General features: G+C 47.5%; 24 protein-coding genes and 1 riboswitch. Of the genes, 22 read left to right on the top strand and 2 right to left on the bottom strand.

Annotation, left to right across the window (positions count from 1 at the left end):
- Positions 1-31 precede the first annotated feature (31 nt).
- From RB160_RS13240 to RB160_RS13195, 10 genes are all read left to right on the top strand, one after another.
- Positions 32-2,389 carry an endonuclease MutS2 gene (locus RB160_RS13240; protein ID WP_316570907.1) on the top strand — a complete coding sequence of 786 codons (2,358 nt, stop codon included), beginning with the start codon at positions 32-34 and terminating at the stop codon, positions 2,387-2,389.
- Positions 2,390-2,409: 20 nt separating this feature from the next.
- A complete protein-coding gene (locus RB160_RS13235) occupies positions 2,410-2,814 on the top strand; it encodes a DUF350 domain-containing protein (protein ID WP_316570906.1) in 405 nt (134 codons plus the stop codon).
- Between the two features lie 257 nt (positions 2,815-3,071).
- A complete protein-coding gene (locus RB160_RS13230) occupies positions 3,072-4,775 on the top strand; it encodes a long-chain-fatty-acid--CoA ligase (RefSeq protein WP_316570905.1) in 1,704 nt (567 codons plus the stop codon).
- Between the two features lie 204 nt (positions 4,776-4,979).
- Positions 4,980-5,594 (top strand): fatty acid metabolism transcriptional regulator FadR, encoded by a 615-nt coding sequence (locus RB160_RS13225; protein ID WP_316570904.1) that lies wholly within the window; start codon positions 4,980-4,982, stop codon positions 5,592-5,594.
- Positions 5,595-5,606: 12 nt separating this feature from the next.
- Complete coding sequence (locus tag RB160_RS13220; RefSeq protein WP_316570903.1) at positions 5,607-6,380, top strand: enoyl-CoA hydratase; 774 nt, start codon at positions 5,607-5,609, stop codon at positions 6,378-6,380.
- A 126-nt stretch (positions 6,381-6,506) separates the two neighbouring features.
- Complete coding sequence (locus RB160_RS13215; protein WP_316570902.1) at positions 6,507-7,280, top strand: electron transfer flavoprotein subunit beta/FixA family protein; 774 nt, start codon at positions 6,507-6,509, stop codon at positions 7,278-7,280.
- 89 nt (positions 7,281-7,369) lie between these two features.
- The gene (locus RB160_RS13210) at positions 7,370-8,347 is read left to right on the top strand and encodes an electron transfer flavoprotein subunit alpha/FixB family protein (RefSeq protein WP_316570901.1); all 978 of its coding nucleotides are present in this window, start codon (positions 7,370-7,372) and stop codon (positions 8,345-8,347) included.
- Positions 8,348-8,524: 177 nt separating this feature from the next.
- The gene (gene trxA, locus RB160_RS13205; RefSeq protein ID WP_316570900.1) at positions 8,525-8,839 is read left to right on the top strand and encodes a thioredoxin; all 315 of its coding nucleotides are present in this window, start codon (positions 8,525-8,527) and stop codon (positions 8,837-8,839) included.
- A gap of 319 nt (positions 8,840-9,158) precedes the next feature.
- On the top strand, positions 9,159-10,931 hold the full coding sequence (gene uvrC / locus RB160_RS13200; RefSeq protein WP_316570899.1) for an excinuclease ABC subunit UvrC: 1,773 nt from the start codon (positions 9,159-9,161) through the stop codon (positions 10,929-10,931).
- 69 nt (positions 10,932-11,000) lie between these two features.
- Positions 11,001-11,180, top strand: a riboswitch (Lysine riboswitch).
- Positions 11,181-11,290: 110 nt separating this feature from the next.
- On the top strand, positions 11,291-12,520 hold the full coding sequence (locus RB160_RS13195) for an aspartate kinase (RefSeq protein ID WP_316570898.1): 1,230 nt from the start codon (positions 11,291-11,293) through the stop codon (positions 12,518-12,520).
- Between the two features lie 216 nt (positions 12,521-12,736).
- Here RB160_RS13195 and RB160_RS13190 read toward each other — a convergent pair whose 3' ends face one another.
- Positions 12,737-13,177: a YslB family protein gene (locus RB160_RS13190; protein WP_316570897.1), complete on the bottom strand. Its 441-nt coding sequence runs from the start codon at positions 13,175-13,177 to the stop codon at positions 12,737-12,739.
- Positions 13,178-13,526: 349 nt separating this feature from the next.
- Between RB160_RS13190 and RB160_RS13185 the strand changes: the two genes are divergently transcribed.
- The 12 genes from RB160_RS13185 (at position 13,527) to RB160_RS13130 (ending at position 23,215) form a co-directional block, all read left to right on the top strand.
- Positions 13,527-14,135, top strand: a complete 609-nt coding sequence (locus RB160_RS13185) for a succinate dehydrogenase cytochrome b558 subunit (protein ID WP_316570896.1) — start codon at positions 13,527-13,529, stop codon at positions 14,133-14,135.
- A 47-nt stretch (positions 14,136-14,182) separates the two neighbouring features.
- Positions 14,183-15,940, top strand: a complete 1,758-nt coding sequence (gene sdhA / locus RB160_RS13180; RefSeq protein WP_316570895.1) for a succinate dehydrogenase flavoprotein subunit — start codon at positions 14,183-14,185, stop codon at positions 15,938-15,940.
- A gap of 6 nt (positions 15,941-15,946) precedes the next feature.
- Positions 15,947-16,738 (top strand): succinate dehydrogenase iron-sulfur subunit, encoded by a 792-nt coding sequence (gene sdhB / locus RB160_RS13175; protein WP_316570894.1) that lies wholly within the window; start codon positions 15,947-15,949, stop codon positions 16,736-16,738.
- Between the two features lie 153 nt (positions 16,739-16,891).
- Positions 16,892-17,497: a class D sortase gene (locus tag RB160_RS13170; RefSeq protein WP_316570893.1), complete on the top strand. Its 606-nt coding sequence runs from the start codon at positions 16,892-16,894 to the stop codon at positions 17,495-17,497.
- A 104-nt stretch (positions 17,498-17,601) separates the two neighbouring features.
- Positions 17,602-18,066: an acyl-CoA thioesterase gene (locus tag RB160_RS13165; protein ID WP_316570892.1), complete on the top strand. Its 465-nt coding sequence runs from the start codon at positions 17,602-17,604 to the stop codon at positions 18,064-18,066.
- A gap of 111 nt (positions 18,067-18,177) precedes the next feature.
- Entirely contained in the window at positions 18,178-18,402 is a 225-nt protein-coding gene (locus tag RB160_RS13160) for a helix-turn-helix domain-containing protein (RefSeq protein ID WP_048825928.1), read from the top strand.
- A 152-nt stretch (positions 18,403-18,554) separates the two neighbouring features.
- A complete protein-coding gene (locus RB160_RS13155; RefSeq protein WP_316570891.1) occupies positions 18,555-19,010 on the top strand; it encodes a MarR family winged helix-turn-helix transcriptional regulator in 456 nt (151 codons plus the stop codon).
- A 10-nt stretch (positions 19,011-19,020) separates the two neighbouring features.
- Positions 19,021-19,818: a glutamate racemase gene (gene racE, locus RB160_RS13150; protein WP_316570890.1), complete on the top strand. Its 798-nt coding sequence runs from the start codon at positions 19,021-19,023 to the stop codon at positions 19,816-19,818.
- A 344-nt stretch (positions 19,819-20,162) separates the two neighbouring features.
- Positions 20,163-21,215: a GerMN domain-containing protein gene (locus RB160_RS13145; RefSeq protein WP_316570889.1), complete on the top strand. Its 1,053-nt coding sequence runs from the start codon at positions 20,163-20,165 to the stop codon at positions 21,213-21,215.
- 106 nt (positions 21,216-21,321) lie between these two features.
- Complete coding sequence (gene rph / locus RB160_RS13140) at positions 21,322-22,077, top strand: ribonuclease PH (protein WP_316570888.1); 756 nt, start codon at positions 21,322-21,324, stop codon at positions 22,075-22,077.
- A gap of 17 nt (positions 22,078-22,094) precedes the next feature.
- Positions 22,095-22,700 (top strand): XTP/dITP diphosphatase, encoded by a 606-nt coding sequence (locus tag RB160_RS13135; RefSeq protein WP_316570887.1) that lies wholly within the window; start codon positions 22,095-22,097, stop codon positions 22,698-22,700.
- Positions 22,700-23,215: a metallophosphoesterase gene (locus RB160_RS13130; RefSeq protein ID WP_316570886.1), complete on the top strand. Its 516-nt coding sequence runs from the start codon at positions 22,700-22,702 to the stop codon at positions 23,213-23,215. Before RB160_RS13135 ends, RB160_RS13130 begins: the two co-directional genes overlap by 1 nt.
- A gap of 670 nt (positions 23,216-23,885) precedes the next feature.
- Here RB160_RS13130 and RB160_RS13125 read toward each other — a convergent pair.
- Positions 23,886-24,085 (bottom strand): hypothetical protein (locus RB160_RS13125; protein WP_316570885.1); only part of this gene is annotated, 200 nt, incomplete at its 5' end.

Raw genomic sequence — 24,085 nt, 5'->3', positions numbered from 1 at the left:
ACACACTTAGGCAAAAAGGAGAGGTTTCTCCATGCAGGAAAGAACATTAAAAGTCCTTGAGTTTTTCAAAGTCAGGGAGCAGCTGATGGGCCATGCGTCTTCACCGCTTGGCCGCGATAAAATCTCCAGGCTTGTCCCGTCATCGGATTTTGAAGAAGTTCAAAGGCTCCAGGAGGAAACGGATGAGGCAGCCACAGCGCTCCGCCTGAAAGGCAATGTGCCACTATCCGGCATCCATGATATACGCGCCCATATCAAAAGGGTGGAAATTGGCGGGACGCTAAGCCCGGCCGAACTCGTCCAAATCGCTAGCACGATTTCGGCAAGCAGGCAAATCAAACGGTTTATTGAATACCTCCATGAAGACAACACCAATGTCCCGCATTTGCTGGACTACACAAATAGAATAATTCCGCTTGCGGAACTAGAACAGGCAATCAAAATAGCGATAGATGAGAGCGGGGAAGTGCTCGATACAGCGAGTGACACATTAAGGGCGCTTCGCCAGCAGCTCAGATCGAATGAATCCAGGGTCCGTGAAAAGCTTGAAAGCATGATCCGTTCATCGAATGCACAGAAAATGCTGTCGGACGCCATCATCACCATTCGAAACGACCGATTCGTCATCCCGGTCAAGCAGGAATACAGGGGCCATTATGGCGGCATCATCCATGACCAAAGCTCCTCCGGCCAAACGCTGTTCATAGAGCCTCAGTCGATCGTCCAGTTGAACAACCAGGTTCAGGAAATCCGGGTAAAAGAGCAGCTTGAAATTGAGCGGATCCTTTCGGAACTTTCCGCAAAGGCTGCGGAATATAGCGCTGAATTAAGGGTCATTTCCGATGTGCTTGGCGAGCTTGACTTCATTTTTGCCAAAGCGCGCTATGGCCGGACGATTAAAGGATCGAAGCCAACAATGAACAATGAGGGCAGGATTGCGCTGTACAAAGCGCGCCACCCATTGATTCCGATGGATGAAGTCGTTCCGAATGATATTATGCTTGGCAAAGAGTTTACGACAATTGTCATTACCGGGCCGAACACTGGCGGTAAGACGGTAACGCTGAAAACAGTCGGACTTTGCACACTGATGGCGCAGTCTGGCCTGCAAATACCTGCGCTGGACGGATCAGAGCTTGCTGTTTTCAACGCGGTTTATGCAGACATTGGCGATGAGCAATCAATCGAGCAGAGCTTGAGTACGTTCTCTTCCCATATGGTCAATATTGTCGATATTCTCAATAATGCGGATTATAACAGCTTTGTCCTGTTCGATGAGCTTGGAGCAGGAACTGACCCGCAGGAAGGGGCCGCGCTCGCAATTTCGATATTGGATGAAGTCTACAAGCGGGGAGCGAGGGTGATCGCCACTACCCACTACCCGGAATTGAAAGCGTACGGGTACAACCGGGAAGGCGTCATGAATGCAAGTGTCGAATTTGACATCGAGACGCTAAGCCCAACGTACAGGCTTCTTCTTGGTGTGCCAGGGCGGAGCAATGCTTTCGAGATTTCCCGCCGCCTAGGATTGGATGAACGCGTCATCGCAAATGCCAAATCACAGGTTAGCGAAGACAGCTCGCAAATCGATAATATGATTTCGAAGCTTGAATCGAGCAGGCGCGATGCCGAAAACGAGCTTGCGGAAGCCCACGAATTACGGAAACAGGCAGAAAAGCTCCATGCCGATTTGCAGAAACAGGTTATCGAGTTCTATGAACAGCGGGACGCCATGATGGAAAAAGCCGCCGAAAAAGCTGGCAAGCTTGTTGAAAAAGCCGCCGAAGAAGCGGAAGAAATCATTGGTGATCTTAGAAGGATGAGGCTTGAGAAGAATGCAGAGATCAAGGAGCATGAGTTGATTGAAGCAAGGCAGCGGCTCGCAGGGGCTGCCCCAAAGGTCAAAAAGACAGAAAAGCCCGGAGCCAAAAAAGCCGTCCAGCATTCTTTCTCACCTGGTGACGAGGTCAAAGTGATCACCTTTGACCAAAAGGGAACCCTTCTCGAAAAAACATCCGATAATGAATGGAATGTACAAATCGGTATTCTAAAAATGAAGGTTGCCGAAAAAGACCTTGAGTACATCAATACGCCCAAACAAAAGGAAGTTAAGCCGATGGCTATCGTCAGAGGCAGGGACGCCCATGTCCCGCTTGAGTTGGATTTGCGCGGCGAGCGATACGAAGATGCGCTCTTCAAAGTCGAAAAGTACATTGATGACGCGCTACTTGCAGGGTATCCGCGAGTATCCATCATCCACGGGAAAGGCACCGGTGCATTGAGGCAGGGAGTGCAGGAATACTTGCGGAACCACCGGTCGGTCAAGAAAATACGGTTTGGCGACGCAGGTGAAGGCGGGACCGGGGTTACAATCGCCGAGTTTAAATAACGGTTGGGGAGCTAAATGGTATGGAAAGCTTTTGGCAAAATGAATTTATCCTGATTGCAGCCTACTATAGCCTTGTAATTCTTTGTCTTGTCCTCTTTCTGGCTGCATTTGAGCTCGTTACGAAGTACAACAACTGGGAGGAAATCAAAAAAGGAAATTTGGCCGTAGCCATGGCAACCGGGGGGAAAATGTTCGGAATCGCGAATATTTTCAGGCATGCGATTGAGGAACATACTTCGGTCCTGGCGATGATTGGCTGGGGTGTATATGGTTTCGCCCTCCTGATTACCGGCTATTTCATTTTTGAATTTCTAACCCCGAAATTCAATGTTGATGAAGAAATTGAAAAAGACAACCGTGCCGTCGGGTTTATATCAATGGTGATTTCAATCGGATTATCGTATATAGTCGGAGCTGGAATCTAAATGGAGGAAACAAAGTGGAAACACTTGCGAAAGTATTACTGGGCCTTTGCGGCTTGTTTGTGTTAATAGGCATCATTTATATGGCGTTTATCGCCTGAGAAAGGGACCGCTGGTATTCGCAGCGGTCCTAATTTTTTGGAAGCATTACTGTATATATTTTTAGAACGAAGTATCTTGTTTGTGGATTTATCTGGAATGGATTATAATGGAATGAATAGATAGAATTTTCAAAAATTTCTTTCGCAAGGAGGTTACCCATGATTGAGATAAAGCCTTGGCTCAAGCATTATCCGGAAGAAATCCCCCCAACCATTGAGTATCCGGAAAAATCTCTGCAGAGCTTCCTGGTCAAATCCGCTGAAGAATTCCCCGATAAAGCCGCCATTCACTTTATGGGGAAAGAGCTTACGTTCCGGGAAGTAAGGGAAAGCGCGGAAAAGCTGGCTGCCTATTTGCAAAATCTCGGGATTAAAAAGGGCGACAGGGTTGCTGTTATGCTGCCGAATACTCCCCAAGCAGTCATTGGGTTCTATGGAATCCTGCTAGCGGGCGGGGTGGTCGTCCCAACAAACCCTCTTTACATGGAGCGCGAACTGGAATACCAAATGAAGGATTCCGGGGCACTTGCAATCATTACCCTCGATATATTGTATCCGCGTGTTTCAAAAATTGCCCATAACACTGATTTGAAACACATTATTATAACTGCTATCAAAGACTTTCTCCCATTCCCGAAAAACCTTGTGTATCCTTTCATCCAGAAAAAACAATACGGAATAGTTGTAAAGGTAAAGCATGAGGGAAGCAATCATTTACTAACAGAGATTTTGAATAGACCGGCGAGTCGGATTGAGGAATATCCATTTAATTTCGAGGAGGATCTTGCCCTCCTCCAATATACCGGGGGCACGACGGGTTTTCCGAAAGGAGTCATGATTTCCCATAAAAATTTAGCCGCTAATGTGTTGATGTGCAACAAATGGCTGTACAAATGCCGGCGCGGCGAAGAACGGGTCCTTGGCATTCTTCCATTTTTCCATGTATATGGAATGATGGCAGTGATGGTCATTTCAATCATCCAGGGGTATAAAATGATCCTACTGCCTAAATTCGATCCCGAAACAACACTGAAGACGATTCAAAAACAGAAGCCAACCTTATTTCCCGGAGCACCGACCATTTATATCGGCCTTCTGAACCATCCAGACTTGAAAAAATATGATATGTCATCCATTGATTCGTGCATCAGCGGCTCCGCCCCGCTCCCTGCCGAGGTTCAGCAAGAATTCGAGGAAGTGACCGGAGGAAAGCTGGTGGAAGGATATGGCCTGACGGAATCTTCTCCGGTAACCCATTCGAATTTCCTTTGGGATCGGCCAAGGATAAAAGGAAGCATAGGGGTTCCATGGCCGGATACCGATTCCGCAATTCTTTCTCTTGAAACTGGCGAACGTTTGCCGCCCGGGGAAATAGGTGAAATAGCCGTCAAAGGCCCACAGGTAATGAAAGGATATTGGAACCGGCCCGAAGATACGGCCATGACCCTCAGGGATGGCTGGCTTTTGACCGGTGATTTGGGCTACATGGATGAGGAAGGCTACTTCTATGTAGTCGACAGGAAAAAGGATATGATTATCGCGGGTGGCTTTAATATCTATCCAAGGGAAATTGAAGAGGTGCTTTATGAGCATCCCGCCATACAGGAAATGGTCGTCGCGGGAGTGCCCGACGCGTACAGGGGTGAAACCGTCAAGGCTTATATTGTTCTTAAGGAAGGAGCCCATACGACCGAGGAGGAGCTGGACGAATTTGCCCGGAAACATCTTGCTTCCTACAAAGTCCCAAGGATTTATGAGTTCAGGAAGGAGCTTCCGAAGACCGCTGTCGGAAAAATACTCAGGCGCGCACTCATAGATGAAGAACGGAAAAAGCTCCAGGAGGAAGAGCAAAAGCACGCATAGAAGGGGAGCCGCCTACAGGCTTCTCTTTTTTTGTTGTATCGGAGTTTCCCTTTTATGGGCGTTCATAATATGATAGAAGTGACTGCGTCAAAATGCTGGAGCTTACCACCCGCTTGACAGAGAAACCGGGGCAGTTTTATTATTGAATTATGAATGATTGTTCATTCATTTCGTGTGTTGCTTTCTTCGAGGGAGGGTATAGAGGTGAAGAAAAACAGGCCAAAATACATGCAAATCATAGATGCCGCCGTATCAGTCATCGCCGAAAACGGCTACCACCAGGCACAGGTTTCGCGTATTGCCAAGCAGGCGGGAGTGGCGGACGGAACGATTTACCTGTATTTTAAAAACAAGGACGATATCCTCATTTCTTTATTCGAAGAAAAGATGGGGTCCTTTATTGAAAAAATCGAGCCTGTTATTGCAGGAAAAGTGTCGGCGGCAGAGAAGTTATTACTGTTGATCGATTCCCATTTCCGGATGCTTTCCGGGGACCGGAGCCTGGCGATTGTCACACAGCTGGAGTTGAGGCAGTCGAACAAGGAATTGCGGCATAGAATCAATGAGGTTCTTAAAGGGTACCTGAAGCTCATTGATGAAATCCTTCTAGAGGGCAAAAAAAATGGGGAATTTTCTTCTTCGCTCGATATCCGCCTCGCAAGGCAGATGATTTTCGGTACGATAGATGAAACGGTCACCACATGGATTATGAATGAGCAAAAGTACGATTTGCAATCATTGAGTGCTCCTGTCCATGAACTGCTGCTGAATGGGTGCGGAGCAGGCACATCCGGGCCTTCTGAAAGACAAGTTGAATGAGGGGGGATTTGGTTGGAATTTTTAAAATGGTCAAATGAGGGTGGCATTGCGGAAATTGTGATCCAGCGGCCGCCGGCAAACGCACTTTCGTCACTAGTTTTGAAGGAACTTTCATCCATCCTGGACGAAATAGAAACGGATAGGGAAATTAAAGTGCTCCTGCTTCGCGGAGAAGGAAGGTTTTTTTCCGCGGGGGCTGACATTAAAGAATTTACGACCATTACGTCCGCGGAGGAATTTTCGGATCTTGCGCGCCTCGGTCAAGACTTGTTTGACAGGATGGAAAAATTTCCGAAGCCGATAATCGCTGCCATACATGGGGCCGCGCTCGGTGGAGGGCTTGAATTGGCCATGGCCTGCCATTTCCGCCTTGTTACCGAAACAGCCAAGCTTGGGCTTCCTGAACTTCAACTGGGGCTTATTCCCGGTTTTGCGGGTTCCCAAAGGCTCCCGAAATTTGTTGGTACCGCGAGGGCCGCTGAAATGCTGTTCACTTCCGAGCCGATTACAGGGTTGGAGGCAGTGCAGTATGGACTGGCAAATCACGCCTATCCAGAAGAAGAGCTTTTGGACCATGCCTTTGCAATGGCCAAAAAGATTGCGAAAAAAAGCACTGGCTCGCTAAAAGCAGCCATTGAGCTATTGAACTATTCAAAGACCGAAAAATTTTATAAAGGCGTTGACAGGGAAGCGGAGTTGTTTGGCGAGGTTTTCATGTCGCAGGACGGCCAGGAAGGCATCCAGGCGTTCATCGAAAAACGCGAACCGGAATTCAAAGGGGAATAACATCCTAAAAACCGGGATCATCACCCGGTTTTAAACTGGTTCTTTTTGAAAGCGTTTTATTTTTGTAATCATCCAATCTATTAAGCTTGTTTTTTGTTGAACTGAACTTTGGGAGGGGAAAGCAGTATGAATATTTTTGTGCTGATGAAAAGGACATTTGATACGGAAGAAAAAATTTCGTTGTCGGGCGGGAAAATCAATGAGGATGGCGCGGAATTCATTATTAACCCTTATGACGAATATGCCATCGAGGAAGCGATCCAGGTAAGGGATGCACATGGCGGAGAGGTGACTGTCGTGACAGTTGGAGCCGAAGAGGCCGAAAAGCAGCTGCGGACCGCATTGGCAATGGGGGCTGATAAAGCCGTTCTGATCAACACGGAGGATGATATCGAGTACGGCGACCAATTTACGACAGCGAAAATCCTTGCCGAATTTTTAAAGGACAAAGAAGCAGACTTGGTCCTTTCCGGAAACGTGGCCATCGATGGCGGCTCTGGCCAGGTTGGCCCCCGGGTTGCGGAACTTCTCGGAATCCCGTATGTAACGACTATTACCAAGCTTGAAATTGAAGGCGGGATGGCAAAGCTCGTCCGCGATATCGAAGGGGATTCGGAAGTTGTAGAAGCTTCACTGCCGCTGCTCGTAACCGCCCAGCAAGGATTGAACGAGCCCCGTTATCCATCGCTTCCGGGAATCATGAAGGCCAAAAAGAAGCCCCTTGATGAACTGGAACTGGATGACCTTGATCTTGAGGAAGATGACGTCGAAGCGAAAACCAAAACAATTGAAATCTTTTTGCCTCCAAAGAAAGAAGCGGGAAGGGTCCTTCAAGGCGATTTGCAGGAGCAGGTAAAAGAGCTTGTCCAGCTGCTCCATTCGGAAGCAAAAGTCATTTAAATCGCACCTTCTTTCACCCAGGGGAAATAAAGCATGAAAATGAAATTGACAACCAAAGCAAGATTGAAAATGTGCAGGAGGTAGTGGATATGGCGAGAAAAGTGTTGGTTTTGGGAGAAGTACGCGATGGTTCGCTCAGGAACGTTTCATTTGAAGCAATTGCGGCGGCGAAAACGATTGCCGAGGGCGGGGAAGTTGTCGGCGTCTTGATTGGCGATGCTGTAAGCGCTTTAGGGAATGAGCTTTATCAATATGGAGCTGACAAAGTTCTGGCAGTAGAAGACGAAAAGCTGAAGAACTATACACCGGACGGTTATTCCCAGGCACTCTTGGCGGTTCTGGATTCCGAAAAACCGGAAGGCCTTATCTTGGGCCATACAGCCATGGGTAAGGACCTGGCTCCGAAAATCGCCGCGAAACTTGGCAGTGGGCTCATTTCCGATGTGACTGCAGTCGAGGCCGCAGGCGGAAACATTGTATTCACAAGGCCGATTTATTCAGGTAAGGCTTTTGAAAAGAAAATCATTACCGACGGCCTGATGTTTGCGACAATCCGGCCGAACAATATTGCTCCACTTGAGAAAAATGACGCGGCAAGCGGAACAGTAGCGGCTGTCACAGTGGAAATCAAGGATTTGCGCACTATTGTAAAAGAAGTTGTCCGGAAGGCAAGCGAGGGAGTCGACCTTTCTGAGGCGAAGGTTGTTATCGCTGGAGGACGTGGCGTAAAAAGTGCTGAAGGATTTGAACCGCTGAATGAGCTGGCGAAGGTCCTGGGCGGTGCGGTTGGAGCCTCACGGGGCGCGTGTGACGCGGACTATTGCGACTATTCGCTCCAAATCGGCCAGACGGGCAAGGTCGTTACACCTGACCTTTATATTGCCTGTGGCATTTCAGGGGCAATCCAGCACTTGGCAGGCATGTCGAACTCGAAGGTAATTGTGGCCATCAACAAGGACCCGGAAGCAAACATTTTCAAAATTGCCGATTATGGGATTGTCGGCGACTTGTTCGAGGTCGTTCCTCTTTTGACCGAGGAATTTAAAAAGCTGAAAATCCATTCCTAAACATGAGCTTAAAAAGGGCGGAACCAATCCGCTCTTTTTTTCATAAACAACCACATGCCGCGGGAATAGCCAAGGCGTGGCGAGGGCAGGATAAGGCAGAAACATATTATTAGCGTGCCCCCCTGAATGGTGGTATACTTTCGTTAGATTTCAGTATCAATTTAGGAGGCTATTTTTATGGCAATTTCAAATGTAACAGACCAGAATTTTGCTGGTGAAATCGGTTCAGGCCTTGTTCTTGTAGATTTTTGGGCGCCTTGGTGCGGGCCTTGCAAAATGATTGCTCCAGTCCTCGAGGAAGTCGATTCCGAAATGGGCGACAAAGTGAAAATCGTCAAGCTCGATGTTGACGAAAACCCTGAAACATCCGCAAAATACGGCGTGATGAGCATCCCGACTTTGCTTGTTTTCAAAGACGGTGAACAGGTTGACAAAGTTGTTGGCTACCAGCCAAAGGAAAACCTTGTAAGCCTTCTCGAAAACCATCTGTAAAAACCATCCCCTGGCCAGTCATGGCCGGGGGTTTTTTTGCAAAAAATACATCTTCCGGGTTAGGATTTAGTATCTCCAAGTTCGAAACTTCCATGGAAAATAGTTGCCCACAATGTATTTTGTACGATTCGGGGATATATGAAGATTAATCGATTCAGTAGACGGTAAAAGTGGCCGTGGATTCATTGAGCAGAGGGTAGACATCCATGGTAAAATTGAAGAGGTGGGTAAGCTCCATTGAACCCCGCTGTTTGAGCAAGTTTACAGTGCATATCACTTTAAATAAATGAAAAAAGCAATGAGAGGAGGTGGCCACATAATGAATGAAATCATCAGGCAGAAACTCGCGCTGCTTCCAGACCAGCCTGGATGTTATTTGATGAAGGACAGGCAAGGGACGATCATCTATGTTGGCAAGGCAAAGGTTTTGAAAAACAGGGTGCGCTCCTATTTCTCCGGTTCGCACGATGCGAAGACACAGCGGCTGGTCGGAGAAATCGAGGACTTTGAATATATTGTTACCTCTTCGAATATTGAAGCGCTCATCCTTGAGCTGAATTTGATCAAAAAACACGATCCCAAATACAATATTATGCTGAAGGACGACAAGACTTACCCTTTCATCAAGCTGACAGCCGAGCGCCATCCGAAACTGATCATTACAAGGAAAGTGAAGCGTGACAAAGGGAAGTATTTCGGCCCCTACCCAAACGTCCAGGCGGCGAATGAAACGAAAAAGCTGCTGGACAGGATTTATCCTCTCAGGAAATGCGCGACGCTTCCCGACCGCATCTGCCTTTATTATCACCTCGGGCAGTGCTTGGCACCATGCATAAAGCAGGTGCCTGAGTCGGAGTACAAACGGATGACCGATGAAATTACAAGGTTCCTCAATGGCGGCTACAAGGAAATCAAAAAAGAGCTTACCGAAAAAATGACTCAGGCCGCGGAGCAGCTTGATTTCGAGCGGGCAAAGGAGTTTCGTGACAAGATTGCCCATATCGAAGCGACGATGGAAAAACAGAAAATGACGACGACCGATTTTACCGATCGTGACGTTTTTGGGTATGCAGTCGACAAGGGCTGGATGTGTGTCCAAGTGTTTTTTGTGCGGCAAGGAAAGCTCATTGAGCGAGATGTTTCCCTTTTTCCGGTTTACGGCGAGCCGGAGGAAGAAATGCTGACGTTCCTTGGCCAGTTTTACTCGAAGGCAAACCACATCAAGCCGCGGGAAGTGCTCATCCAGGACAGCGTGGACTGCCAGATGGCGGAGCAGCTGCTGGAAGTAAAGGTGCTCCAGCCGCAGCGAGGACCAAAAAAGGACCTCGTCAAGCTGGCCGTAAAAAATGCACAAATTGCCCTGAATGAAAAGTTTTCACTTATTGAACGGGATGAAAACAGAACGATTAAGGCAGTCGACAATCTCGGGGCCCTGCTCGGCATCCATACACCGAACCGGATCGAGGCGTTCGACAACTCGAACATCCAGGGAACCGACCCGGTATCTGCGATGGTTGTGTTCATGGACGGAAAGCCATATAAAAAGGAATACCGCAAATACAAAATCAAATCGGTTAAAGGCCCGGATGATTATGAATCGATGAGGGAAGTGGCGAGAAGAAGATACTCCCGCGCCTTGAAGGAAGGCCTTCCGCTTCCGGACATGATTATCATCGATGGCGGGAAGGGACATGTCGAGGCAGTAAGAGACGTGCTTGAGAACGAACTTGGGCTTGATATTCCACTTGCCGGCCTCGTAAAGGATGAAAAGCACAAAACATCCCAGCTTCTGTACGGAAATCCGCTGGAAATCGTACCATTGCCGCGCAACAGCCAGGAATTTTACCTGCTGCAGCGGATCCAGGATGAGGTCCATAGGTTTGCGATCACCTTCCATAGGCAGCTTCGCGGGAAGAGCGCCTTCCAATCTATATTGGATTCAATTCCGGGGATTGGTGAAAAGCGTAAGAAGCTCCTTCTTAAAAATTTTGGGTCGGTGAAAAAAATGAAGGAAGCTACCCCGGAGGAAATCACACGCATAGGCATACCAGGGCCTATCGCCGAAGAACTTTTGAAAAAATTGAACTCTTAGGGTTGGCGAATAAAAAACCGCTGTGCTATAATGATGGATAATTTCATATACTATCACTTTGAATTCTAAAGTGAAGGTAGAGGCGCGGGCTTCAAGAGTAAAAATCCGGAGAAGAATGGATTCCATGAAGGATTTTGAAAGGGGAGACCGCCGAAGCGGCGAATGGATCCATTCCGGACGCTTGCTGGTCCTGCATTGAATAAGTGCAGGATTGTCAGGGTTTACTAATCCTGGAGGGCTATCTCACATAGATGCGTAGATTATTCACGTATCCGGGCAATGAGATGTCTCTCATTGCCCTTTTGATTTGTGCAGATACTAACTAAAAAGGAAACCAGCAAAGGAAAGTAGGGGAAACAGTGGCGATTATTGTACAGAAATTCGGCGGCACCTCGGTTGGGACGCCCGAACGGATCATGAATGTAGCAAGGCGTGTAATCGAAGAATGCGAACAAGGCAACAGTGTTACGGTCGTCGTTTCAGCGATGGGAAAAACAACGGATGAACTTGTGGGGCTCGCAAAGCAAATTACCCCATCCCCTTCAAAAAGGGAAATGGATATGCTCCTTACAACAGGGGAGCAGGTGACCATCTCGCTCCTTGCAATGGCCCTGAACGCTCTTGGCAAGGAGGCCGTTTCTTTTACAGGCTGGCAAGCCGGGGTTAAGACTGAAGATGTTCACGGCAACGCCCGAATTAAGGATGTCGAACCGCACCGGGTGCTCAATGCTCTTGAGGAAGGAAAAGTGGCGATCGTCGCTGGTTTCCAGGGAGTTACAGGCCAGTGGGAAATTACGACACTTGGACGCGGCGGTTCGGATACGACAGCCGTGGCCCTTGCTGCGGCCCTTAAAGCAAGCCGCTGTGATATTTATACGGATGTAACCGGAGTATTCACGACAGACCCTAGGATTGTGAAAAGCGCGAGAAAGCTACTCTCGATTTCTTATGATGAGATGCTTGAGCTTGCCAACCTTGGCGCCGGTGTCCTGCATCCAAGGGCGGTCGAATTTGCAAAGAATTACGGCATCCCGCTTGTAGTGCGGTCTAGCATGGTAAAAGAAGAAGGGACAATGATTGAGGAGGAAGTATCCATGGAAGAAAATTTAATTGTTCGCGGAGTCGCATTTGAAGATCAAATTACACGGGTTTCGGTAATGGGGCTGGCCGAATCGCTGAATGGCCTGCCAGCAATCTTTGCTTCGCTAGCCAAAAATGGCATTAACGTAGATATCATCATTCAAAATATTACTGGTGACGGAACGGCCAACCTTTCCTTCTCCATCAAAACGGAAGATCTTGAGAAAACGATCGAAGTCCTTGAAGCGAGCCGAAAAGCATTGGGCTATGGGAAAATTGAAACGGAAACAGGCCTCTCGAAAGTTTCGATTGTCGGCTCGGGGATGGTATCAAATCCGGGCGTCGCCGCGCAAATGTTTGGAGTTTTGGCGGATAAAGGCATCCGGATAAAAATGGTCAGCACATCGGAAATCAAGGTTTCCGCTGTAATTGAAGATACATTCATGGTACCCGCGGTTGAAGCGCTCCATGACGCGTTTGCCCTTTCAGGCACCGGAATCCATGCGTAGATTTCAATGGAAAAAGCCCCCTTTTCATACGTGAAGGGGGCTTTTCAAAGTTATGAACGTATGAAAATTTGTCTAGCTCCAGCGCCCAGCGCCTAGTGTACTTCGGTCCCCTCGCTACGATAAGTCAACATCGATTCGCTTAGGCTCATCGTGTTTCCTTTATCTCCATCGGGGCCCTCCAGTCCATACGGCGCTTAACGGGCGCTTACGCTTTTCTTACACTGGGTCCTTGCTATCCCACTTAACAGTGAAGACAGCGATTTTAGATTGTTTGACCGGATGCTCAAAGGCTTCGGCTGTTACGCCTTTTTGAAATTCGATTTGCTGGGCGAGGAATCCGGCCTCGAGCTGGAAATATGACTCGGCTTTGGAGGATACCCGGGAAGGAAGGAGAACAGCGCCCAATACGAATTCCATTTCATTTTTCGATTCTTTACGGATGTCCAAATGGCCCCATGATGCCCGGGCAAAAAAAGTTTTAAGCTCATCAAGTGTCTTCAACGGATATTTCCTGGCAAGCAGTTTTCCTGCCCAATAAAGGAGCTCCGGGGCATGCTTGCCAAGAAGTTCTGGCAAAAGGATTTCCCTAATCAATTCATAGCCAAATTTGGTCACAGTTTCAGTCGATTGCAAATCTGAAGTGGTTTGTTCTTTCAAAAGACTCCCTCTCTTTCTATCACTCTATTATTATATACACTTTTTCTGTTTATAAGCGTAAAAATATTAACAATCCAACATTTTTTGGACGGCCAAGCCTATTTTATTTTACCCAACAAAGGCGCCCTGCAAGGGTTTTTGTCACAATTTTTCAACGTTATATCAGTATATTTCTAACATTTCGTAAATAGAAGAAATTATGTATCCGTTTCCTTGACGCTCTCTTCCAGTGGGAGTAAAATGAACATGTCACAGGAATGTAACTAAAGCTACATAACTTTTTCACAATGATGATAGGTTTATATTCTCAAAGGGGAGCCTTCATCGCACTAACTTAGGGGGTATGATTATGGCGGGTAACAGAGAGTTTTTTAACCGCAGGCTTCATTCACTGCTGGGCGTCATCCCGGTCGGGGTTTTCCTTACCCAGCACCTGTTCGTGAACTATTCTGCAACAGGAGGGCCGGAGTCATTCAACAGGGTAGCGGATTTCATGGGGAATCTACCATTCCGTCTTCTCCTGGAAACAGTAATTATTTATCTTCCTTTGCTTTACCATGCAATTTACGGGCTTTATATCGCTTTTACAGCTGACAATAATCCTGGCAGGTATGGGTATTTCCGGAACTGGATGTTTACCCTGCAGCGTGTCACAGGGATTATTACGCTTATTTTTGTGAGCTGGCACGTTTGGGAAACAAGGGTTGCCGCCGCGTTTGGAGCCACTGTAAATTATAACATGATGGCAGACATTTTAAGCTCTCCTTTCATGGTTGTTTTCTACTTTGTAGGGGTTATTTCTACTATTTTTCATTTCGCGAACGGGCTTTGGTCGTTCTTTGTCAGCTGGGGGATTACAGTGACACCACGCTCTCAAAGGATTTCCACCTATTTTACGATAGGCATCTTTTTTGCCCTTTCCTTTGTCGGGATTCGCGCCATACTAGCGTTTATGTAATCTGACTGGCCTGATAGACTTGGAATTAATTAGGGAGTGACTTTAGAATGGCAAAAGGAAAGATTATTGTTGTCGGAGGCGGGCTTGCTGGATTGATGGCGACCATCAAGGCAGCTGAAGCCGGGGCGCAGGTTGAACTGTTTTCACTTGTCCCGGTAAAGCGTTCCCACTCCGTATGTGCACAGGGCGGCATTAACGGCGCCGTCAATACAAAAGGTGAAGGCGACTCCCCATGGGAGCACTTTGACGATACGGTCTATGGTGGCGACTTCCTCGCCAACCAGCCTCCTGTTAAGGCAATGTGCGAGGCTGCGCCTGGTATTATCCATTTGTTTGACCGGATGGGCGTTATGTTCAACAGGACGCCAGAAGGCCTTCTTGATTTCCGCCGCTTTGGTGGAACACAGCATCACCGTACCGCATTTGCCGGAGCCACAACCGGGCAGCAGCTTCTTTATGCGCTGGATGAACAGGTCCGCCGCTATGAGGTGTCCGGCCATGTAACCAAGTATGAGGGATGGGAATTCCTCGGAGCCGTTGTTGATGAAGAAGGGACTTGCCGTGGAATTACGGCGCAAAACCTTACTTCGATGGAAATAAAAGCGTTTTCGGCCGATGCCGTCATTATGGCGACCGGCGGGCCTGGAATCATTTTTGGAAAATCAACAAACTCGATCATCAATACTGGAGCAGCCGCAGCGATTGTGTACCAGCAGGGTGCGTACTATGCGAACGGCGAATTCATCCAGATTCACCCGACAGCAATTCCCGGCGATGACAAGCTCCGCCTGATGAGTGAATCCGCGCGCGGTGAAGGCGGACGTATTTGGACATATAAGGATGGGAAGCCATGGTACTTCCTTGAAGAAAAGTATCCGGCATACGGAAACCTTGTTCCGAGGGATATCGCGACACGTGAAATCTTTGATGTGTGCGTAAACCAAAAGCTCGGCATTAATGGAGAAAACATGGTCTACCTCGACCTGTCCCATAAAGATCCGCACGAACTTGACATCAAGCTCGGGGGAATCATTGAAATCTATGAGAAATTCATGGGTGATGACCCTCGCAAGGTTCCTATGAAAATATTCCCTGCGGTCCACTATTCAATGGGCGGCCTGTGGGTCGATTATGATCAGATGACAAACATTCCAGGCCTGTTTGCGGCTGGTGAATGTGATTATTCCCAGCACGGCGCGAACCGCCTCGGCGCAAACTCGCTCCTTTCTGCGGTTTTTGGAGGGATGGTTGCCGGCCCGAATGCGGTACGCTATATTAACGGCCTTGAAAAGAGCGCGGAAGCGGTTGAAAGCTCTGTCTTCGATAGCCATGTCCGCGAAGAAGAAGCGAAGTGGAATCACATCATGTCGCTTAACGGCTCGGAAAACGCCTATGTCCTCCATAAGGAATTGGGTGAGTGGATGACGGACAACGTAACGGTTGTACGCCATAACGACAAGCTGCGCCAGACGGATGAGAAGATTCAGGAACTTCTTGAAAGATATGAAAATATCGATATCAACGATACAGCAAAATGGAGCAACCAGGGAGCAGTGTTTACCCGCCAGCTTCAAAACATGCTCCAGTTGGCGCGTGTTATCACGATAGGAGCATTGAACCGTGACGAGAGCAGGGGAGCACACTATAAGCCGGATTTCCCTGAACGTGACGATGACAACTTCCTTAAAACGACGATGGCAAAATTTGTTGGCCCGAAATCTGCTCCGGCTTTCCATTATGAAGATGTCGATACTTCGTTGATCAAGCCGCGTAAGCGGGATTATTCGAAAAAGAAAGGGGAGTAGAAACGGATGACTGAAACAATGGCAGCCGAAAAGACTGCAACAGCAGCCAGGACAGTCAAGTTTATCATCACACGCCAGGACACACCGGATTCAGCCCCTTATGAAGAAACGTTTGTCCTGCCTTATAGACCAAATATGAATGTTATTTCCGCATTGATGGAAATCCGCAGGAACCCTGTCAATGCATTCGGGAAGAAGATTACTCCAATCGCTTGGGAAATGAACTGTCTTGAAGAGGTTTGTGGAGCGTGCTCAATGATCATCAACGGGAAGCCGCGCCAATCCTGCACCGCGCTGATTGACAAGCTTGAACAGCCAATCCGCCTTGCGCCGATGAAGACATTCCCTGTTATCCGGGACCTTCAGGTTGACCGAAGCAGAATGTTTGATTCGCTTAAAAAAGTAAAAGCGTGGATTCCGATTGACGGAACGTATGATTTGGGCCCTGGCCCACGCATGCCTGAAACAAAACGCCAGTGGGCATATGAGTTGTCCAAGTGCATGACGTGCGGCGTTTGCCTTGAGGCTTGTCCGAATGTAAACAGCAAGTCCGATTTCATCGGGCCTGCCCCGCTATCCCAGGTTCGCCTGTTCAATGCCCATCCAACGGGCGAAATGAACAAAGCGGAAAGGCTGAATGCCATAATGGGTGAAGGTGGGCTTGCCAGCTGCGGAAACTCGCAGAACTGCGTCCAATCCTGTCCGAAAGGCATTCCGCTAACGACTTCGATTGCCGCGCTTAACCGCGAAACGACATTCCAGTCATTCCGCAACTTCTTCGGAAGCGACCATGCGTAACAGAATTATACTTTTAAAAGCTGTCCCAACAATTGGGGCAGCTTTTTTGTCATTCAGATGGGAGGCCCGGAGCAGGTTTAAAAGCCGTATACCGATTATGCAGGATTTTGCTATAATTATAGGAAGGAGTTTAAGCGGAATGGAGGGGAAGCATTGAAAGGAAAGACGATTTTGCCATTGATCTTTATTTTCACAGGCATTGCGGTTCTTGCGGCCGGAGGCTTTCAACTTGTAGAGACGAAGGTGAAAAGCGGGCAAACGCTTGAGGAAGCTAGAAAGCTCGTTAAAAGTCAACCGAATACAGTCAAGGCCGAAGAATCCAAAAAAGAGGAGGCTGAGCAATCCATCAAACCCGGATTTGGCGAAGTTGTCGGCCTTCTGGAAATACCCGCTATTCGTTCTGAATTGGCGATTGTGGAAGGGACCGACCCTGATGACCTGAAAAAAGGCGTCGGCCATTATCAAGGCTCTTATTTTCCTGGTGAAGGTGGCCAGATTGTCCTATCCGGACATCGGGATACGGTATTCAGACGCCTCGGCGAGTTGAAGGCCGGGGACATATTAACTATCCGGATGCCAAAAACGGACACGCACTATGAAATTACTGACACAAAAATCGTCGACGCGGAAGACCGGACCATTATTACCCTTCAGAAGGAGAAGGAGGAATTGATCGTCACCACGTGCTATCCGTTCAGTTATGTGGGAAACGCACCTGAAAGATATATCATCTATGCGAAACCGGTTAAGAGCGAGTAAAGAACAATGCATTGGAAGCTGTCATTGGAAAAAGCTATTCTATCAAAAGTCCTTGATGAAAGTTATAATAAAATGAATGGATATTCATTCATTTAAAAAGGGGGATGGATGTGACGAGAATTGGTTATATTCCCTCCATGGAGGAATGGGAACGGGAATTCACTTTTTATTATCCTGTAAAAGTTCGGTTTTCGGAAACAGACATGTATGGGCATTTGAATAACACAGTTCCTTTCACTTATTTTGAACTGGCGAGGATTGAATTTTTTAAAGAAATCGGCTTCATGGGGGACTGGCTGAAACCGGGAAATCCCTACATTCCGGTTGTCGCCGATCTGCAGTGCGATTTTTTGAAACAGGTCTTTTTCGACGAAGAATTAAGGATTTACGTGAAGGCGGACAAAGTTGGCACTTCTTCCGTCGACCTCCACTATATGGGGAAAAATGCGTCGGGAGAAATATGTTTCACCGGCCGGGGGACAATGGTCCAGATAGCGAGGGAAACCGGCAAGAGCGCACCGTGGACGGACGAAATGAGAAACCTTCTCTTCAATCAAGGAAACCGCTAATCTTCAAGTAAAATCAGTCACTTATAATGTGGTTATTACATACTATATCCTGACTAAATATATACCCATCCCACGGTTCACAACTGGCGAAGGCAAGGAGGGTTACAATACTTGAAGGATAACGGATTCAGCCATAAACCATTACTCACCAAACGGGAAAGAGAAGTTTTCGAGCTGTTGGTACAAGACAAAACAACAAAGGAAATCGCTGGTGATCTATATATAAGCGAGAAAACGGTTCGGAACCATATATCTAACGCTATGCAAAAGCTTGGTGTAAAAGGGCGTTCCCAGGCAGTTGTAGAGCTCCTACGAATGGGAGAACTTGAACTGTGATCATGACCGGCTATCCGTCCTGGAGGCCGGTCTCAATTTTGAAAAGTGCAGTTTCCCTTGAATTTTTGCCGGAAAAAGTAGAAAATAAATACAACCAGGGGACCGAATTGTATTGATTCTGCCCCAAGGTTCCAGGATGGGAGTGGTTAAAGATGAAACAGGCTGAAACGGAAAAGCTTGATATGGATATAGTTGCAAGCATCGAGAAGGACCTTCGTTACATAGCGGGCATCATAAAGCAAAAGGGCCGGGAAATGCTCAGTAATTACACAATTACCCCGCCCCAGTTCGTCGCGCTTCAATGGCTTCGTGAACATGGCGATATGACAATTGGCGAGCTGTCGAACAAAATGTACCTTGCCTTCAGCACGACAACCGACCTTGTCGACAGGATGGAGAAAAACAGCCTCGTGATGAGGGTAAAAGATCCTAAGGACCGCAGGGTGGTTAGGATCCACCTTCTTGAAGAAGGCGAAAGAATTATTGATGAAGTTATTAAAAAACGCCAGGAGTACTTGCAGGATATTTTAAAGGACTTTACATCAGAAGAAATTCAGCTTTTACACGGCAACATGAATAAATTGCATCATGAAATGCGAGGAAAATGAGGCGAGAGGATTGGAACAGCCAATAGGGATCATTGATTCGGGGGTAGGCGGCCTGACAGTCGCCAGGGAAGTGATGCGCCAGCTTCCAAAAGAAAAAATCATATACCTCGGAGATACGAAAAGATGCCCCTATGGACCCCGACCGGTCCACGAGGTAAAAAAATTCACGTGGCAATTGACGCGTTTTTTGCTTAAAAAAAATATTAAAATGCTGGTCATTGCCTGCAATACCGCAACAGCGGCTGTCCTGGATGATATCCGCCGGGAACTCGACATCCCTGTTGTTGGCGTTATTTATCCGGGAGCAAGGGCGGCTATTAAGAATACTGATAACTACCATATTGGAGTTATCGGGACGATTGGCACAGTAAAGAGCGGGGCGTATGAAAAAGCGCTAAAGTCGCTGGTTAGCAGGGTATCAGTCCAAAGCCTTGCCTGCCCGAAATTCGTACCGCTTGTCGAGAGTGGCGAAGTGGACGGGGAACTAGCCAGTAGGGTTGTATCCGAGACGCTTCAGCCTTTGGTTGGGGAAAAGCTTGATACACTCATTCTAGGATGCACCCATTATCCTTTGCTGGAGCCTCTTATTAAGGAAGTAATGGGCACCGGCGTGAAGGTAATCAGTTCCGGGGATGAGACAGCCCGCGAGGTCAGCACGATCCTGGATTACCGGGGAATGCTTGAAACGGGTGAGGGAAATCCTGATCATGAATTTTATACAACCGGTTCAAATTTAATCTTTGCACGGATTGCTTCCGATTGGCTTGGTTATGAAGTGAAAAATGTAAGGACAATTGGATTGGATTAGCGGACGAGCCTCCAGGATATGGGGGCTTTTTTCTATTTTTATGCCTTTCAGTAACTATTTTAGGATAATAACCGAGAGCAATTCCTTAACGTTAAAGGGACAAAACGGAGAATTGCTTTTGTTAATAGATATCTGAATGAGTGCTCGGCAACTCGCCGATAACAAGTTCAGCCGTCCCAATGCCCTGAATAAGTGAAAGTAAATCGCCGAAATCCCGATTAGTTGTACCTCACCCCAATTCGCAGAGTTTTTTTTTACTTGGACATGATTTTCTTTTCGGGCCTGGTCTATTTTTAGCAAGGGCTCGTATACATGTAGTACAAACTGTCTCAGGAGGGATTCTCATGTCCAATAATAAAAAAACAGTCCTGGTATCGGCTGTTCTCGTTTCTTCAATCGTTTTGTCGGGGTGCGGGCTGTTTGGAGCGGAAACGGTGAAAAAAATTGACCCGCCAAAAAGTACGGCGTACACAAAGGACAGCGGACTGGCTAGCTCGATTAAGGACAATGCAGCTCCTGAAACCGAGGAAACAGTCAAAACGGAACTTTATCTCATTGATAAAAATGGCTATGTCGTATCCCAAACACTAAACCTTCCGAAGACAACAGCAGTGGCTACCCAGGCAGTAAAATATCTAGTCGAAAACGGGCCGGTATCAGAAATGCTGCCCAATGGATTCAGGGCGGTCCTTCCAGCCGATACAGAAGTTTCGGTAGACATTTCGAAGGATGGGGTAGCGACAGTCGATCTTTCGAAGGAGTTCAAAAACTATCAGCCTGAAGATGAACAGAAAATCCTTCAGTCACTGACATGGACGCTCACGCAGTTCGACTCTGTCAAAAAGGTAAAATTAAAAATGAACGGCCATGAATTGAACGAAATGCCAGTCAATGGGACCCCGATCATCGACACTCTTTCACGTGAATCAGGTATAAACATTGACACGTCCGGCGTATCGGATTTAATGAATACACGGCCGGTCACTGTTTACTATATCGGCGGGGAAGAGGGCTCCTACTATTATGTACCGGTGACACGCCGCGTCAGCAATACTGTGGCCAATTCAATTGAAGCAGCGGTGATGGAACTGGCGAAAGGCCCATCCTCTTCCAACTTAAATAGCCTATTCATGACTGATGTCAAACTTGTCGAAAAACCAAAAGTCGAGAACGGCAAGGTTACTCTGAACTTCAATGATGCAGTATACGGCGGCTTCGATACGAAAATCATTTCCCAGCATCTCCTTGATGCCCTGGTCCTGTCGCTGACGGAACAGGAAGGAATCAAAGAGGTGGCAGTACAGGTTAACGGAAAGGCGGAGCTTGTCAGGGAGGATGGCAAAAAACTCGCCGAGCCGGTTACGCGTCCTGAAAAAGTGAACACTGGCAGTTTTTAAATCATGAAATTTGTTATACTATATAATGAAATGAGAGAGGTTGGCCCGAAAAGCCGCCTCTTCTTTATTGATGCAACATAAACCGGATATGCAGGGAGGAAAAAGAATGCGTTTTGATGGCAGAGAGCCACTGCAATTAAGGCCGATACATATTGACACAAATTTTTTAAAACACCCAGAAGGGTCTGTATTGATTTCGGTTGGGGATACGAGAGTCATCTGCACAGCCAGCATCGAAGAAAGGGTTCCTCCCTTTATGAGGGGCGAGGGAAAGGGCTGGATCACAGCCGAATATTCCATGCTGCCACGGGCAACTGAAACGCGCAACATCAGGGAATCTTCCAAGGGAAAGGTTTCCGGGCGGACGATGGAAATCCAGAGGCTGATCGGCAGGGCACTTCGGGCGGTTGTCGACCTCGATGCGATTGGCGAAAGGACCGTCTGGATCGATTGCGATGTCATCCAGGCTGACGGTGGAACGAGGACGGCCTCCATTACAGGAGCCTTTGTTGCTATGGCGATCGCATTGAATGGTTTGGTCGAAAAACGAGCGCTGGCCCGTTTTCCAATTACGGATTTTCTTGCGGCAACAAGTGTTGGCATTCTTGCCGATGGCCAGCCTGTTCTCGATTTGAATTATGTCGAGGACTCAAGCGCTTCGGTGGACATGAATGTCGTTATGACAGGAAATGGAGAATTCGTCGAACTTCAGGGTACGGGTGAAGAAGCGACCTTCTCGCGCTCCCAGCTCGCACAAATGCTTGAGGCTGCGGAATCTGGCATGCTCGAACTGTTCGAAATGCAAAGAACTGCGCTTGGCGAGACGATTTCAGGTAAAATAGACAGCAACAAGATGAAGTAGGCAGGAGGAGACAAACGTTGGAAGAAATACTGATTGCGACAAAAAATGCCGGTAAGGCAAAGGAATTTGAAGCTATTTTTACTGCAAGAGGGGTAAAGGTCCTGACGCTGCTTGACTTCCCGGACTCCCCGGATGTCGAGGAAACAGGAACGACCTTTGCGGAAAATGCGATCCTGAAGGCTGAAACCATTTCGAAAAAGCTAGGGAAGCCGGTCATTGGGGATGACTCAGGCCTGATTGTCGATGCTCTTGATGGCCGTCCCGGCATTTTTTCAGCAAGGTATGCGGGAGAACAAAAAAACGACGACGCTAATATCGATAAGGTGCTTTCCGAACTAAAGGGGGTCCCAGATGAAAAGCGAACCGCAAGATTCTTCTGCGCGCTTGCCATGGCCGTACCAGGAAAAGAAACGATTACCGTCGAAGGGACGTGTGAAGGACGGATATTGGAAGAACGCCGGGGCACAAATGGATTCGGCTATGATCCAGTCTTTTACGTTACTGAATTAGGCCGTGCAATGGCCGAACTTTCAAAGGATGAAAAGAATGCGATAAGCCATCGCGCCAATGCAATGAAGGCTCTTGAACGCGTTCTTGATTCTGCGGAGGCAGTGGAAAGGTAATGAAGAAGGTTCTTGTTGTAAGCGATAGCCACGGGTTGAAGGATCCGCTTACGGCCATCAAGGAGAGGCACCCCGATGTGGATGTATTCATCCATTGCGGTGATTCGGAACTGCCGAAAAATGACGAAGTACTGGAAGGCTATATCACGGTAGGTGGAAATTGCGATTTTCATCCCGGATATCCGGAAGAAGAGCTGATTGAAGTGGGAGGCATCAAAATTTTCGTCACCCACGGACATCTTTACTCGGTAAAATCCACGCTAATGAACATCCAGTACCGCGCCCGTGAGCTTGGTGCGAATGTTGTCTGCTTCGGCCACTCCCATCTGCTTGGAGCCGAGATGTCAGGCGGGATGCTGTTCCTGAATCCGGGAAGCATCAGGCTCCCAAGGGGAAGGAAAGAGCGGACTTATCTTATCCTTGGAATTGACGGGAACAATGTCGAATTATCCGTCTATGACTACGAGCGTGGGGAGCTGCCAGATCTCCATCGGGTATTCTCTCTCGAACCATAAAGAGAAGGGGCAAAAATCATGCCCCTTTTCCTTTAAAAACTCATTGACAATCAATTGCTTGCCTACTATAATAATAAATGTTGTCGCACTTGCCTGGTTGTTCAGTGAAGATTGAGTGCGATTAGAGCATTAATGATTTCAGATGTCGCAGTAGCTTAGCAAGCTGATATACTTTATAGAAAAGCATCATTGCACCTTCCAAGCCATGCCTTGCATATACTACCTAAGGCAGGGACGGGATTATGCAATCCGTTTGAAAGACAAAAATTATATATTTTTATTATCATGTCCCAGTAGCTCAGCAGGATAGAGCAACGGCCTTCAAGAAATAGGAGCCTCTATAGGGAAAGAGAAACCTATAGAGTGGACGACACTATATCGGTGAAGCCTTAACAGATTATGCTGATGGTAATACCGAGGAAACTTGCGCCTTTACGAAAAGGCAATGAAACCCTGAAGGATTGACTTTTTCAAGGGTAGGGGTTTTAAAAATAATTTTATAATTATTGCAAGGTTCCGTAGAGACTACACGTGTCGCACCTGAAATGGTGAAGATATAGTCCAGACCACAAACAAATTGTTTGGTGGCGAAAGCCATAGTGGTAAGCTAAGCCGTCGGTCGGGAGTTCGAATCTCTCCTGGGACGCTATAAACCGGAAAACCGGCCATCTCATTTCGAGGTGGCCGGTTTTTTTGTAAGCTTGCCAACCAAATCCAGATGAGTGACTTTGTTTGGACTAAATCCTGAAAGGATGTCACTCAAATCCAGATGAGTGACTTTGTTTGGGCAAAATCCGAAAAGGAAGTCACTCAAACCAGGATGAATGACTTTGTATGGGCAGAACTCGGAAAGGAAGTCACTCAAATCGG

Source organism: Neobacillus sp. YIM B06451 (assembly GCF_032667185.1).
GTDB lineage: Bacteria > Bacillota > Bacilli > Bacillales > Cytobacillaceae > Bacillus_D.
The sequence above is the reverse complement of the archived record's forward strand: the minus strand, read 5'-3'. Positions and strand labels throughout refer to the sequence as shown.